The 14,490-nt window shown below is 62.9% G+C and carries 11 protein-coding genes; all 11 read left to right on the top strand.

Annotated features, from left to right (window positions below):
• The first annotated feature begins 110 nt into the window (after window positions 1-110).
• The 11 genes from GUY40_RS03880 (at window position 111) to mdoH (ending at window position 14,281) form a co-directional block, all read left to right on the top strand.
• On the top strand, window positions 111-1,079 hold the full coding sequence (locus GUY40_RS03880) for an ABC transporter substrate-binding protein (protein ID WP_166567627.1): 969 nt from the start codon (window positions 111-113) through the stop codon (window positions 1,077-1,079).
• A gap of 66 nt (window positions 1,080-1,145) precedes the next feature.
• Window positions 1,146-1,997: a proline/glycine betaine ABC transporter permease gene (locus GUY40_RS03875; RefSeq protein ID WP_166567626.1), complete on the top strand. Its 852-nt coding sequence runs from the start codon at window positions 1,146-1,148 to the stop codon at window positions 1,995-1,997.
• Window positions 1,994-2,824, top strand: coding sequence for a glycine betaine/L-proline ABC transporter ATP-binding protein (locus GUY40_RS03870; RefSeq protein WP_166567625.1), 831 nt, complete (start codon window positions 1,994-1,996; stop codon window positions 2,822-2,824). The genes GUY40_RS03875 and GUY40_RS03870 overlap by 4 nt, the downstream gene beginning before the upstream one ends.
• 12 nt (window positions 2,825-2,836) lie before the next feature.
• Window positions 2,837-4,360 carry a histidine ammonia-lyase gene (gene hutH, locus GUY40_RS03865; protein ID WP_166567624.1) on the top strand — a complete coding sequence of 508 codons (1,524 nt, stop codon included), beginning with the start codon at window positions 2,837-2,839 and terminating at the stop codon, window positions 4,358-4,360.
• A 33-nt stretch (window positions 4,361-4,393) separates the two neighbouring features.
• The gene (gene hutH, locus GUY40_RS03860; protein WP_371924703.1) at window positions 4,394-5,923 is read left to right on the top strand and encodes a histidine ammonia-lyase; all 1,530 of its coding nucleotides are present in this window, start codon (window positions 4,394-4,396) and stop codon (window positions 5,921-5,923) included.
• 39 nt (window positions 5,924-5,962) lie between these two features.
• Window positions 5,963-7,186 (top strand): imidazolonepropionase, encoded by a 1,224-nt coding sequence (gene hutI, locus GUY40_RS03855; RefSeq protein WP_166567622.1) that lies wholly within the window; start codon window positions 5,963-5,965, stop codon window positions 7,184-7,186.
• The gene (gene hutG, locus GUY40_RS03850; protein WP_166567621.1) at window positions 7,179-7,982 is read left to right on the top strand and encodes an N-formylglutamate deformylase; all 804 of its coding nucleotides are present in this window, start codon (window positions 7,179-7,181) and stop codon (window positions 7,980-7,982) included. Before hutI ends, hutG begins: the two co-directional genes overlap by 8 nt.
• 326 nt (window positions 7,983-8,308) lie before the next feature.
• Window positions 8,309-9,280 (top strand): prolyl aminopeptidase, encoded by a 972-nt coding sequence (pip, locus tag GUY40_RS03845; protein WP_166567620.1) that lies wholly within the window; start codon window positions 8,309-8,311, stop codon window positions 9,278-9,280.
• A complete protein-coding gene (dtd, locus tag GUY40_RS03840; RefSeq protein WP_166567619.1) occupies window positions 9,277-9,714 on the top strand; it encodes a D-aminoacyl-tRNA deacylase in 438 nt (145 codons plus the stop codon). The genes pip and dtd overlap by 4 nt, the downstream gene beginning before the upstream one ends.
• A 264-nt stretch (window positions 9,715-9,978) precedes the next feature.
• Window positions 9,979-11,709: a glucan biosynthesis protein G gene (locus tag GUY40_RS03835; RefSeq protein ID WP_166567618.1), complete on the top strand. Its 1,731-nt coding sequence runs from the start codon at window positions 9,979-9,981 to the stop codon at window positions 11,707-11,709.
• Window positions 11,702-14,281, top strand: coding sequence for a glucans biosynthesis glucosyltransferase MdoH (gene mdoH, locus GUY40_RS03830; RefSeq protein ID WP_166567617.1), 2,580 nt, complete (start codon window positions 11,702-11,704; stop codon window positions 14,279-14,281). The genes GUY40_RS03835 and mdoH overlap by 8 nt, the downstream gene beginning before the upstream one ends.
• Window positions 14,282-14,490 lie beyond the last annotated feature (209 nt).

Genomic DNA, 14,490 nt, shown 5'->3' with positions numbered 1-14,490 from the left:
GGTGGCGGTGCTCGAGGGTAGTTTCATGGCGGATACAACTGACCGTGTTGCAAGCGTTCGATCGAATGCATCCCCGAGGCTAATCCACGTTCATGTTTAGGAGCGTCACAATGAAAATGACAAAGACCCTGCTGACCTTGATGGTTTCCTTCGGGCTGTTGGCAAGTGCTGGCGCCAGTCAGGCGGCAGGCTGGTGCGAGTCTGGCAAACCGGTGAAGTTTGCCGGGCTGAATTGGGAAAGCGGCATGCTGCTCACCGACGTGATGCAGTTTGTGCTGAAAAACGGCTACGGCTGCGAAACCGACAGCCTGCCCGGTAACTCCATCACCATGGAAAACGCCTTGGGCACCAACGATATCCAAGTGTTCGCCGAGGAGTGGGTCGGCCGCAGCGAGGTCTGGAAAAAGGCCGAGGCCGCCGGCAAGGTGGTCGGTGTCGGCTCACCGGTGGTGGGCGCTGTCGAAGGCTGGTACGTGCCCCGTTACGTGATCGAAGGCGATGCCAAGCGCAAGCTCGAAGCCAAGGCACCGAACCTCAAGGCGATTGCTGACCTTGGCCAATACGCCCAGGTGTTCAAGGACCAGGAAGAGCCGAGCAAAGGCCGCTTCTATAACTGCCCGGCCGGCTGGACCTGCGAGCTGGACAACAGCGAAATGCTCAAGAGCTACGGCCTGGACAGCACCTACACCAACTTCCGCCCAGGCACGGGACCTGCGCTGGATGCCGCCGTGCTGTCGAGCTACAAGCGTGGCGAACCCATCCTGTTCTACTACTGGTCGCCGACGCCGCTGATGGGCCAGGTCGATCTGGTCAAGCTGGACGAGAAGCCTGGCGTGGATAAGTCGGTGACCATCAAGGTGGGCTTGTCCAAGACCTTTCACGAGCAGGCGCCAGAACTGGTCGCCGTGCTGGAAAAGGTCAGCCTGCCCATCGACCTGCTTAACCAGAACCTGGCGCGCATGACCAAAGAGCGGATCGAATCGCCCAAGCTGGCCAAGCTGTTCCTCAAGGAGCACCCTGAAGTCTGGCATGCCTGGGTCAGCGAAGAGGCCGCCAAAAAGATCGAAGCAGCACTTTGATTCACGAGGTGGCCCCAGACAGTGAGCAGGGGCCACACCGGTATCTCACTTGATCGAGAGTTTCCTATGTTTCCCGAAAACTTCACGTTCTCCATCGCTGACTGGGTCAACAGCTGGGTCGATGCGCTGGTGACCAACTACGGCGATGTGTTCCGGCAGATATCCGACACGTTGCTGTGGGCCATCGTCAACCTGGAAGGCCTGCTGCGCATGACGCCCTGGTGGCTGATGCTGGCAATCATCGGCGGCATCGCCTGGCACGCCACCCGGCGCGTGCTGCCTACCGTCATCATCGTCGGTTTGCTGTTCCTGGTCGGTGCGGTGGGGCTGTGGGACAAGCTCATGCAAACCCTGGCGCTGATGCTGGTGGCGACCATCATTTCGGTGCTGGTGGGCATTCCGCTGGGCATTCTGTCGGCGCGAAGCAATCGCCTGCGTTCGGTGTTGATGCCGTTGCTCGACATCATGCAAACCATGCCCAGCTTCGTGTACCTGATCCCGGTGCTGATGCTGTTCGGTTTGGGCAAGGTCCCGGCGATTTTCGCCACCGTGATCTACGCGGCGCCGCCGCTGATCCGCCTGACTGACCTGGGCATCCGCCAGGTGGACGGCGAAGTGATGGAGGCCATTAACGCCTTTGGTGCCAACCGCATGCAGCAGCTGTTCGGCGTGCAACTGCCGCTGGCCCTGCCGAGCATCATGGCCGGCATCAACCAGACCACCATGATGGCCCTGTCGATGGTGGTGATCGCCTCGATGATCGGTGCCCGTGGCTTGGGTGAAGACGTGCTGGTGGGCATCCAGACCCTGAACGTCGGCCGCGGCCTGGAAGCGGGCCTGGCCATTGTGATTCTCGCCGTCGTGATCGACCGCATTACCCAGGCGTATGGCCGGCCACGCCATGAGGTGAGCAAATGAGCAGCGCAACCATGAACAAGATCGTCGTCAAGAACGTCTTCAAGATCTTCGGTGCCCGCGCCGACGACGCTCTGGCGATGATTCGCCAGAGCAAGAGCAAAGAGCAGGTATTGGCCGAGACCGGTTGCGTGGTCGGGGTCAATGACTTGTCGCTGTCGATCGGCAGCGGTGAAATCTTTGTGATCATGGGCTTGTCCGGCTCGGGCAAGTCCACCCTGGTGCGTCACTTCAACCGCCTGATCGATCCCACCAGCGGCGAGATCCTGGTCGATGGTGAAGACATCCTGCGCTACGACATGCAGGCCCTGCGCGAATTCCGCCGGCGCAAGATCAGCATGGTGTTCCAGAGCTTCGGCCTGCTGCCGCACAAAAACGTACTGGATAACGTCGCCTACGGCCTCAAGGTGCGTGGCGAAGACAAGGCCCTGTGCACCGAGCGCGCCCTGCACTGGATCAACACGGTGGGCTTGAAGGGCTACGAGAAGTCCTACCCGCATCAGTTGTCCGGTGGCATGCGCCAGCGTGTGGGCCTGGCCCGTGCGCTGGCCGCCGACACCGACATCATCCTGATGGACGAAGCCTTCAGCGCCCTCGACCCGCTGATCCGCGCCGAAATGCAGGACCAGTTGCTGGAACTGCAAAAGACGCTGCACAAGACCATCGTCTTTATCACCCATGACCTGGACGAGGCGGTCCGTATCGGCAATCGCATCGCCATTCTCAAGGACGGCCGCCTGATCCAGGTCGGGACGCCGAAGGAAATTCTTCACCAGCCTGCCGACGACTATGTCGATCGTTTCGTGCAGCGTCGGGTAGCCACTCTATAAGGAAACGCGCGGATGTCGTTTGCCAAGAAAGTCGTGATCGCCGATGCATCGGTGCGTTGGCAGGATGTGGTAGCGGTGGCCCGGCACGGGGCCCTGCTTGAGTTGTCCGCCTCGACCTGGGCGCGGATCGAGAATGCCCAGGCGATCGTGCAGCGCATTGTCGCCAGCGGTGAGCGTGCTTATGGCGTCAACACCGGGCTGGGTGCGCTGTGCAACGTGTCGCTGGAAGATGAACAGCTGAGCCAGCTGTCGCGCAACACGCTGCTCAGTCACGCTTGCGGCGTTGGCCCTGCGCTTGCGGTCGAGCAGACCCGGGCGATTATCTGTGCAGCCATCGTCAACTTCAGCCACGGCCGCTCCGGCGTGCACCGTCGAGTGGTCGAGGCGCTGCTGGCCTTGCTGACCCACGGGATTACACCGCAAGTGCCGTCCCAGGGCTCGGTCGGCTACCTCACCCATATGGCCCACATCAGCATCTGCCTGCTCGGCGTGGGCCAGGTCAGTTATCGCGGTCAGATCGTTTCGGCCCAGCAGGCCTTGGCCGAAGCCGGCCTTGCGCCGGTGCAACTGGGCGCCAAGGACGGGCTCTGCCTGGTCAATGGCACACCGTGCATGACCGGCCTCAGCTGCCTGGCCCTGGCCGACGCTACACGCCTGACCCAATGGGCCGACATCACCGGTGCCATGAGCTTCGAGGCCCTGCGCGGCCAGCTCGATGCCTTTGATGCCGAGATCATCGCGCTCAAGCCGCATCCGGGCATGCAACGGGTCGGCCATAACCTGCGCAGCCTGCTCGACGGTAGTGAGGTGATCGCCAGCAGCCGCGGCATCCGCACCCAGGACGCCTTGAGCATCCGCTCGATCCCGCAGGTGCACGGCGCCGCGCGCGACCAACTGGAGCATGCCGCCCGGCAGATCGAGACCGAGCTCAACTCGGCCACCGACAACCCCTTGCTGCTCGGCACCCCGGATGCCTGGCGGGTGGTGTCCCAGGCCAACCCGCACGGTCAGTCGGTGGCCATGGCAGCCGACCTTTTGGCGATTGCGGTGGCGGAGCTGGGTTCGATTGCCGAACGGCGCCTCGACCGCTTGATCAACCCGTTGGTCAGCGGTTTGCCGGCCTTTCTGGTCAGCGCCCCGGGCGTCAACTCGGGGATGATGATCGTCCAGTACGTGGCCGCCTCCCTGTGCGCCGAAAACCGCCAACTGGCACAACCGGCGGTCATCGACAACTACGTCACCTCGGGCTTGCAGGAGGATCATCTGAGCATGGGCACCAACGCCGCGCTCAAACTCCACCGCGTGCTGGAAAACTGCACCCAGATCCTGGCCATCGAATACCTGCTGGCCGCCCAGGCCTTCGAGTTCCTCAAGGACCGACGCTTCGGCCAGGGCACCGCCCGCGCGTGGCGACTGCTGCGCGAGCGCGTGCCGGCTTACGACCAGGACCGCTGGCTGGCGCCGGACATCGCCAGCAGCGTGAATATTCTCAAGGACGAATCGCTGCTGCACGCGACTTTCGCAAGCCTGCAGTAGCCATCACACCATTCTCGACGGAGCACGAACGTGATTGATTTGACTCTCAAGCCCGGCACCCTGACCCTGGCCCAACTGCGCGCCATCTACCGTCAGCCGGTACAGCTCAAGCTCGATGCCAGCGCCGATCAGCCGATCGATGACAGCGTCGCCTGCGTTGAGCAGATCCTCGCCGAAAACCGCACGGCCTACGGCATCAACACCGGGTTCGGCCTGCTGGCTTCGACCCGCATTGCCAGCAGCGACCTGGAAAACCTTCAGCGCTCGCTGGTGCTGTCTCACGCCGCGGGCGTGGGTGTTCCGATTGATGACGCGCTGGTGCGCTTGATCATGGTGCTCAAGGTCAACAGCCTGAGCCGTGGCTTCTCCGGCATCCGCCGCCAGGTCATCGATGCCTTGATCGCGCTGATCAATGCACAGGTGTACCCGCACATCCCGCTCAAGGGCTCGGTGGGGGCCTCGGGTGATCTGGCGCCGCTGGCGCACATGTCGCTGGTGCTGCTGGGGGAGGGCAAGGCGCGCTATCAGGGCCAATGGTTGCCGGCCACCGAAGCGCTGGCGGTGGCGGGCCTCAAGCCCCTGACCCTGGCGGCGAAGGAAGGCCTGGCGCTGCTCAACGGCACTCAGGTGTCCACCGCCTATACCTTGCGCGGCCTGTTCGAAGGCGAAGACCTGTTTGCCGGCGCGCTGGCCTGCGGTGCGCTGACGGTTGAAGCCGTACTGGGTTCGCGCTCGCCCTTCGATGCGCGCATCCATGCCGCCCGCGGCCAGCGTGGCCAGATCGACGCTGCTGCCTGCTACCGAGACCTGCTGGGTGAGCGCAGCGAAGTGTCCGAGTCGCACCGCAACTGCGACAAGGTCCAGGACCCGTACTCGCTGCGCTGCCAGCCGCAAGTCATGGGCGCCTGCCTGACCCAGTTCCGCCAGGCCGCCGAGGTGCTGGCGATCGAGGCCAACGCGGTGTCCGATAACCCGTTGGTCTTCGCCGCCGAAGGCGACGTGATTTCCGGCGGCAACTTCCACGCGGAACCGGTGGCCATGGCCGCCGATAACCTGGCCCTGGCCATCGCCGAGATCGGCTCGCTGAGCGAGCGCCGTATCTCTTTGATGATGGACAAGCATATGTCCCAGTTGCCGCCGTTTCTGGTCGCCAACGGCGGGGTCAACTCGGGCTTCATGATCGCCCAGGTCACCGCTGCGGCCCTGGCCAGCGAGAACAAGGCCCTGGCCCACCCTCACAGCGTCGACAGCCTGCCGACTTCGGCCAACCAGGAAGATCACGTTTCCATGGCACCGGCAGCCGGTAAGCGGCTGTGGGAGATGGCTGAGAACGTGCGCGGCATCCTTGCCGTCGAGTGGCTGGCAGCCTGCCAGGGGCTGGACCTGCGCGAGGGCCTGAAAACCTCGCCCAAGCTTGAGCAGGCCCGTCAGGCCTTGCGTGCCAAGGTGCCTTACTATGAGAAAGACCGCTTTTTCGCACCGGATATTGAAGCCGCGAGCCAATTGCTGGCCGCTGGCGTATTGAACACGTTGGTGCCGGCACAGGTTCTGCCGAGCCTGTGACCGACACCCTTTTAACAGCGAGAAACCATGGAGCCCCGAATGAAAACGCTCTGGCAAAACTGCCACGTCGCGACCATGGCCAACGGCAGCTACTCGATCATCGAGGATGCGGTCATCGTGACCAGTGGCATCTTCATCGAGTGGATCGGCCCGCGTGGTGGCCTGCCGGCTCTTGAAACCGACGAAAGCATCGACCTGGGTGGCGCCTGGGTCACGCCGGGCCTCATCGATTGCCACACCCACACGGTGTTCGGTGGCAATCGCAGCGGTGAATTCGAACAGCGCCTGCAGGGCGTCAGTTACGCCGAGATCGCCGCCGCCGGTGGCGGTATTGCCAGCACCGTGCGTGCAACCCGGGCGGCCAGTGAGGATGAACTGTTCAGCAGCGCCTCACGGCGTTTGCGCAGCTTGCTCAATGATGGCGTGACCACGGTCGAGATCAAGTCCGGGTACGGGCTGGACCTGGCCAACGAGCGCAAGATGCTCAAGGTCATCCGTCGCCTGGGTGCCGAACTGCCGGTGACCGTGCGCAGCACCTGCCTGGCGGCGCATGCCATGCCGCCGGAGTTCGCCAATCGTGCCGACGACTATATAAGCCACATCTGCAGCGAGATGCTGCCGGCACTGGCCGAAGAAGGGCTGGTGGATGCGGTCGATGCCTTCTGCGAGTACCTGGCGTTTTCGCCGGAGCAGGTCGAGCGCGTGTTCGTCGCGGCCCGCGAGCTGGGCTTGCCGGTCAAGCTGCACGCCGAGCAACTGTCGTCGCTGGCCGGTTCCAGCCTGGCGGCGCGTTACCACGCGCTGTCGGCCGATCACCTTGAATTCATGACCGAAGACGACGCCATCGCCATGGGCGCGGCGGGCACCGTGGCGGTGCTGTTGCCGGGGGCGTTCTATTTCCTGCGTGAAACCCAGCTGCCGCCGATGGATGCCTTGCGCAGGCACGGCGTTAAAATCGCCATCGCCAGTGACCTGAACCCCGGCACCTCGCCGGTGCTTTCGCTACGCCTGATGCTCAACATGGCCTGTACCCTGTTCCGCATGACCCCGGAAGAAGCCCTGGCCGGGGTTACACTGCACGCCGCCACCGCTTTGGGGCTGGGCAACAGCCACGGCTCGCTGGAAGTCGGCAAGGTGGCGGACTTCGTCGCCTGGGACATCGAGCGGCCGGCCGACCTGGCCTACTGGCTGGGCGGCGACGTGCAAAAACGCGTGGTCCAACATGGCGTCACAGTACTGAATCAGGAGGTAATGCGTGGATAAGGTATTCAACTTTCATCAAGGCCGGCTGCCGCTGCTGATCAGCATGCCCCACGCCGGCCTGCGCCTGACGCCGGCAGTCAAGGCCGGGCTGATCGATGAGGCCCAGAGCCTGCCGGACACCGACTGGCATATTCCAGAGCTGTACGATTTCGCCAGGGACCTGGGCGCGAGCATTCTCTCGGCGGACTATTCGCGCTTCGTGATCGATCTCAACCGCCCTGATGACGACAAGCCGATGTACGCAGGCGCAACGACTGGCCTGTTCCCGGCCACGCTGTTTGACGGCGTGCCGCTGTTCCGCGAAGGGCAGGCGCCATCCGCTGAAGAGCGTGCCAACTACCTGAAATACATCTGGGGCCCGTACCACCAAACCCTGCGCGATGAGCTGGACCGCCTGCGCAACCAGTTCGGCTACGCGCTGCTGTGGGATGCCCACTCGATCCGGGCCAACATCCCGCACCTGTTCGACGGCACCTTGCCGGACTTCAATCTGGGCACCTTCAACGGTGCCAGCTGCGACGGGCTACTGGCTGAGCAACTGGAAGCCATCTGCGCCCAGGCACAGGGCTATACCAGCGTGCTCAACGGTCGCTTCAAGGGCGGCCACATCACCCGCCACTATGGCGACCCGGCCCAGCACATCCATGCTGTGCAGCTGGAGCTGGCGCAGAGCACCTACATGGAAGAAGTCGAGCCGTTCTGCTATCGCGAAGACCTGGCGAAGCCGACGCAGGAAGTGCTCAAGACGCTCCTCAAGGCGGTGCTTGAGTGGGGCCAACAACGCTACCCCGGCTGAACAAAAAAACATCAGGCTGAGCAGAGAACCCTGTGGCAGAGAGCCCTGTGGGAGCGGATTTATCCGCGAATGAAGGCACCGCGGTGCATCAGGCAAACCGCGGTGTCTCCATTCGCGGATAAATCCGCTCCCACAAAAAATCCCACTCCCACAAAAAATCCCACTCCACAAAAAATCCCACTCCACAAAAAATCTCACCCCACAAAAGCTGTTCCACTATTGCCCCTGCCCACAAGGGGGGCAGTTTTGCCTTGTGTCGATGCATTCACCGCGTATTCGGGTTTATCATGCCCAACGGCAGAAATAATCCCCCTACGGAGCGCGTAATGCAGACTTTGTACCCGCAGATCAAACCCTACGCCCGGCACGATCTGGCCGTGGAAGAGCCGCATGTGCTGTACGTCGACGAGAGCGGTTCGCCCGAAGGTCTGCCAGTGGTGTTCATTCACGGTGGCCCGGGTGCCGGCTGTGATGCGCAAAGCCGCTGCTATTTCGATCCGAACCTTTACCGCATCATCACCTTCGATCAGCGCGGCTGTGGTCGTTCCACCCCCCACGCCAACCTCGAGAACAACACCACCTGGCGCCTGGTCGACGACCTGGAGCGGATCCGCAAGCACCTGGGGATCGAGAAATGGGTGCTGTTCGGCGGCTCCTGGGGTTCGACCCTGGCGCTGGCCTACGCACAAACCCACCCTGAGCGCGTCCATGGTTTGATCCTGCGGGGCATCTTCCTGTGCCGCCCGCAGGAAATCGAATGGTTCTACCAGGCTGGCGCCAGCCGCATGTTCCCCGATTACTGGCAGGACTATATCGCGCCGATCCCGCAGGACGAGCGCCATGACCTGGTCCAGGCCTTCCACAAGCGCCTGACCGGCAACGACCAGATCGCCCAGATGCACGCCGCCAAGGCCTGGTCGACCTGGGAAGGCCGTACCGCCACCCTGCGGCCCAACCCGCTGGTGGTCGACCGCTTCTCCGAACCGCAACGGGCGCTGTCGATTGCCCGTATCGAGTGCCACTACTTCGTCAACAATGCCTTCCTTGAGGCGGACCAGCTGATTCGCGATATGCCGAAGATCGCCCATTTGCCGGCGGTGATCGTGCACGGCCGCTACGACGTGATCTGCCCACTGGACAACGCCTGGGAACTGCACCAGGCCTGGCCGAACAGCGAGTTGAAAGTGATCCGTGACGCCGGTCACGCCGCGTCCGAGCCTGGCATCACCGATGCCCTGGTACGCGCCGCCGACCAGATGGCACGCCGCCTGCTCGACCTGCCGCTCGAAGAAGCATGAAGGGTTTGTTGCAGCGCGTGCGGGGCGCGCGAGTCGAAGTCGCCGGCAAGATCGTCGGCGCCGTGGACCAGGGGTTGCTGGTGCTGGTCGCCGTCGAACCCGACGATACGCATGCCAGCGCCGACAAACTTCTGAATAAGCTGCTTAACTACCGGGTGTTCTCCGATGAGCAGGGCAAGATGAATCGCTCGCTCAAGGACATCGGCGGCGGTTTGCTGCTGGTGTCCCAGTTCACCCTGGCTGCCGATACCCAGAACGGTTTGCGCCCGAGCTTTTCAACGGCTGCACCGCCGGCACTCGGTGCCGAGCTGTTCGATTACCTGCTGAGTCAGGCTCGATTACTGCATGACCCCGTCGCCAGTGGCGAATTTGGCGCTGACATGCAGGTGCATTTGGTCAACGATGGTCCGGTAACATTTTTGTTACAAACATAAGTGTCGGAAAAACCCCTAAAACCCCAGAAATCGGGGTTTTTTCGTACAAATACTTGGTTGCCCCTGATGCGTTGTAACGCGACCTACTAGATAATCGCGCGCCATGGGGATCGGCGTTCGTTGATCCGTTTTGTTGACACTCGAGCCTTGTCTGGATCCGTATGGGGAATCATTGTGCCCTTTCGGAGTCCGAACAATGCTCGCCAACCCGGCAAACGATAGCTGGCCGTTGGTTCTTTGATCTGTTTTCGGCGAGGGTTGCTCGTGATTGTAAGTCCCTGTAATGCACCAAGAACCCCCGGTAATCGCCTGCGTAACGCCTTGCTGGCGGGGTCCGCACTGTTTTGCCTGTTCGGCGCTGGCCAGCTCTGGGCATTCAACCTCGATGACGTCGCGGCCAAGGCCAAAGACCTCGCCGGGCAGAAGTACGAAGCGCCCAAAAGCAATCTGCCGAGCGAATTTCGTGACATGAAATTCGCCGACTACCAGAAAATCCGCTTCCTGCAGGAAAAGGCCGAGTGGGCCAACGACAAGACGCCGTTCAAACTGTCGTTCTACCATCAGGGCATGCACTTCGACACGCCGGTGAAAATCAACGAAATCACCGCCAGCAAGGTCGAGGAAATCAAGTACGACCCGAGCCGCTTTGACTTCGGCGACGTCAAGTTCGACGCCAAGGCCACCGAAAAGCTCGGCTACGCGGGTTTTCGCGTGCTGTACCCGATCAACAAGGCAGACAAGCAAGACGAAATCCTGACCTTGCTCGGCGCCAGCTACTTCCGCGTGATCGGCAAGGGCCATGTGTATGGCCTGTCCGCCCGTGGCCTGGCCATCGACACCGCGCTGCCGTCGGGTGAAGAGTTCCCGCGCTTCACCGAATTCTGGATCGAGAAGCCCAAGCCTGCCGACAAGCACCTGGTGATCTACGCACTGCTGGATTCGCCGCGCTCCACCGGCGCCTACCGCCTGACCCTGCGCCCTGGTAGCGACGCCATCGTCGACGTCAAATCCAAGGTCTACCTGCGTGACCACGTCAGCCGCCTGGGCATCGCGCCGCTGACCAGCATGTTCCTGTTCGGCACCAACCAGCCGTCCAAGGTGCTGAACTACCGTCACGAGCTGCACGACTCCGAAGGCCTGTCGATCCACGCCGGCAATGGCGAGTGGATCTGGCGCCCGCTGAACAACCCCAAACACCTGGCCGTGAGCCACTTCAGCGTCGAGAACCCGCGTGGTTTCGGCCTGCTGCAGCGTAACCGCGACTTTGGCCGCTTCGAAGACCTCGACGACCGCTACGACAAGCGCCCAAGCGCCTGGATCGAACCGCGTGGCGACTGGGGCCGTGGCACCGTCGATCTGGTCGAGATTCCGACTGCTGACGAAACCAACGACAACATCGTGGCCTTCTGGAGCCCTGAAAAGCTGCCCGAGCCCGGCCAGGAAGTGGAATTCAGCTACCGCTTGCACTGGACCATCGACGAGGCAGCCCTGCACGCGCCTGATCTGGGCTGGGTCAAGCAGACCCTGCGCTCGACCGGTGACGTCAAGCAGTCCAACCTGATCCGTCAGCCGGACGGCAGCGTGGCGTTCCTGGTCGACTTCGAAGGCCCGGTGCTCAAGGCCTTGCCGGAAGACACCGCGGTGCGTAGCCAGGTCAGTGTTGGCGACAACGCCGAGCTGGTTGAAAACAACCTGCGCTACAACCCTGAGACCCAGGGCTGGCGCCTGACCTTGCGTTTGAAGGTCAAGGACCCGAGCAAATCGGTGGAAATGCGCGCTGCACTGGTCAAGGACTTGCCACCGGCAGAGCCTGCCAAGGCAGCTCCGTCCAAGCAGGACAAGGCCGCGGCCAAGCAGGTGGCGGCCAAGGCCGACAAGGCCGAGAAGCCAACCCAGCAGCCTGCCGCCGAGGCTGCGCCAACTTCTGGGGAACCGACGAAGACCGAACAGGTTCTAACCGAGACCTGGAGCTATCAGTTGTCTGCCGATGAGTAATTCTCAAGCACAGCCAGTGTCTCTCAACGAGTACCTGGCACACCTGCCACTGAGCGAAGAGCAGCGGGCGGAACTCGCCAGCTGCAAGTCGTTCAGCGAGCTGCACGCACGGCTGTCTTCACAGCCGTTCAGTGACGAAGCCGACGCCGCCCAAGCGTCGGTGGGCACCCGTCTGACGCTTAACAGCGCTGCCGAACTGGAAGAGGCCGAGATGCTCGACCTCGACGCCAGCGGCCGCGTGCGCCTGAAGGCCGCGCCACCGATTCACCGCACCCGGGTCATCCCGGAGCCATGGCGTACCAACGTCCTGGTCCGCATCTGGCGCCGCCTGACCGGCCGCACCAACGCCCCGGTACCCGAGCGCGACCGCGAGCTGCCGCCAGCACGCTGGCGCTGGGTCGGTTCGGTGCGCCGTTATATCCTGCTGGCCCTGATGATCGGCCAGACCATCGTCGCCGGCTGGTACATGAAAGGCATCATGCCGTACCAGGGCTGGTCGTTCGTCGACCTCGACGAAGTGCTGCATCAGCCGCTGCTGCAAACGGCCCAGCAAGTGCTGCCGTATGCACTGCAAACCAGCATCCTGATCATGTTCGGTATCCTGTTCTGCTGGGTCTCCGCAGGTTTCTGGACGGCCCTGATGGGCTTTCTCGAACTGCTGACCGGGCGAGACAAATACCGTATCTCCGGCGCCAGCGCGGGTGACGAGCCGATCGCGCCGAATGCGCGCACGGCCATCGTCATGCCAATCTGCAACGAAGACGTGCCGCGGGTATTCGCCGGTTTGCGCGCAACCTTCGAGTCGGTAGCCGCCACCGGCGATCTGGACCGCTTCGACTTCTTCGTGCTCAGCGACACCAACGACTCCGATATCGCCGTGGCCGAACAACAGGCCTGGCTGGAGGTCTGCCGCGAGAGCAAGGGCTTCGGGCGTATCTTCTATCGCCGCCGTCGTCGCCGGGTGAAACGCAAGAGCGGTAACCTGGACGACTTCTGCCGCCGTTGGGGCAGTGAATACCGCTACATGGTGGTGCTCGACGCCGACAGCGTCATGAGCGGCGAATGCCTGACCAGCCTGGTCCGCCTGATGGAAGCGACCCCGGACGCCGGGATCATCCAGACCGCGCCCAAAGCTTCGGGCATGGATACCCTGTATGCACGCATGCAGCAGTTCGCCACCCGCGTCTACGGCCCGCTGTTCACCGCTGGCCTGCACTTCTGGCAGCTGGGTGAATCCCACTACTGGGGCCACAACGCGATCATCCGCATGAAGCCGTTCATCGAGCACTGCGCCCTGGCGCCGCTGCCGGGTAAAGGTGCTTTTGCCGGTGCGATCCTGTCCCACGACTTCGTTGAAGCGGCGCTGATGCGCCGGGCCGGCTGGGGTGTGTGGATTGCCTACGACCTGCCGGGCAGCTACGAAGAGTTGCCACCCAACCTGCTTGACGAGCTCAAGCGCGACCGGCGCTGGTGCCACGGCAACCTGATGAACTTCCGCCTGTTCCTGGTCAAGGGCATGCACCCGGTGCACCGTGCGGTGTTCCTGACCGGGGTGATGTCTTACCTGTCGGCGCCGTTGTGGTTCTTCTTCCTGGTGCTGTCGACGGCGCTGCTGGCGGTCAACACGCTGATGGAGCCGCAGTACTTCCTGGAGCCGCGCCAGCTGTATCCGCTGTGGCCACAATGGCACCCGGACAAAGCGATTGCGTTGTTCTCCACCACCATCGTGCTGCTGTTCCTGCCCAAGCTGCTCAGTGTGATTCTGATCTGGGTCAAGGGCGCGACCGAGTTTGGCGGGCGGATCAAGGTGGCCGTGTCGATGCTGCTGGAGATGCTCTTCTCCGTGCTGCTGGCGCCGGTGCGCATGCTGTTCCACACCCGATTCGTGCTGGCCGCGTTCCTGGGTTGGGCTGCGACCTGGAACTCGCCGCAGCGTGACGATGACTCCACCTCCTGGGGTGAAGCAGTGCGTCGCCATGGCCCGCAAACCCTGCTGGGTGCGGCCTGGGCGATTCTGGTCGCGGCGCTGAACCCAAGCTTCCTGTGGTGGCTGGCGCCGATCGTCGGCTCGCTGATGCTGTCGATCCCGGTCTCGGTGATCTCCAGTCGCGTCAACCTCGGCCTGCGAGCCAAGGACGAGAAGCTGTTCCTGATCCCTGAGGAGTACGCAACGCCTCACGAGCTGCTGGCGACCGACCAATACACCCACGAAAACCGTTGGCATGCGCTTAATGACGGGTTCGTCCGGGCCGTGGTCGATCCACAGCAGAACGCCCTGGCGTGCGCCCTGGCCACCGCCCGTCACGGTCAGGCGGAACCGGTGGAATGGCTGCGCGCCGAGCGCATCCGTCATGCTCTGACAGTCGGCCCGCAACAGCTGGAAGGGCCGATTCGCCTGGCCCTGCTCAGCGACCCGGTGGCACTGGCGCGTTTGCACGCGTTGGTCTGGAGCGAAGGGCACGAGGCCTGGCTGAGTGTCTGGCGGCAGTCGATCGAGGAGGACCCGCATTCGCCTCTGTTGCCGCTGCACCCTGAGCCGATGAGATTGCCACCCAAGTTGGTAAACGCCTGAAACCAGCGCCCTTGAGCCTTCGGCCAAGGGCGCTGTGGTTTTTAGGTGATTTTTCCCACTCGGGTTTGGGAAAAATTCCGCTACGAATAAGTAACAAAGTCCCCTCCAGCCCTTGTACTGCTCGGCGAGTACGTTAGCATCGCACCCCGAAACGATGCGCCTGGCGTCTTTGCGCCGGGCCTTTGGCTCTGGCGCCGAGTGGCGGGGAG

Origin of the sequence: Pseudomonas sp. R5(2019) (assembly GCF_009905435.1) — a bacterium.
Lineage (GTDB): Bacteria > Pseudomonadota > Gammaproteobacteria > Pseudomonadales > Pseudomonadaceae > Aquipseudomonas.
Note: the sequence above shows the minus strand (reverse complement) of the source record. Positions and strands in the feature narration are given on the sequence as shown.

Excerpts from the sequence above, each read along its gene's own strand:
- GUY40_RS03880 (WP_166567627.1), top strand. The coding sequence starts at position 111 with ATGAAAATGACAAAGACCCTGCTGACCTTGATGGTTTCCTTCGGGCTG.
- hutH (WP_166567624.1), top strand. The coding sequence starts at position 2,837 with ATGTCGTTTGCCAAGAAAGTCGTGATCGCCGATGCATCGGTGCGTTGG.
- hutI (WP_166567622.1), top strand. The coding sequence starts at position 5,963 with ATGAAAACGCTCTGGCAAAACTGCCACGTCGCGACCATGGCCAACGGC.
- mdoH (WP_166567617.1), top strand. The coding sequence starts at position 11,702 with ATGAGTAATTCTCAAGCACAGCCAGTGTCTCTCAACGAGTACCTGGCA.
- pip (WP_166567620.1), top strand. The coding sequence starts at position 8,309 with ATGCAGACTTTGTACCCGCAGATCAAACCCTACGCCCGGCACGATCTG.
- dtd (WP_166567619.1), top strand. The coding sequence starts at position 9,277 with ATGAAGGGTTTGTTGCAGCGCGTGCGGGGCGCGCGAGTCGAAGTCGCC.
- GUY40_RS03870 (WP_166567625.1), top strand. The coding sequence starts at position 1,994 with ATGAGCAGCGCAACCATGAACAAGATCGTCGTCAAGAACGTCTTCAAG.
- GUY40_RS03875 (WP_166567626.1), top strand. The coding sequence starts at position 1,146 with ATGTTTCCCGAAAACTTCACGTTCTCCATCGCTGACTGGGTCAACAGC.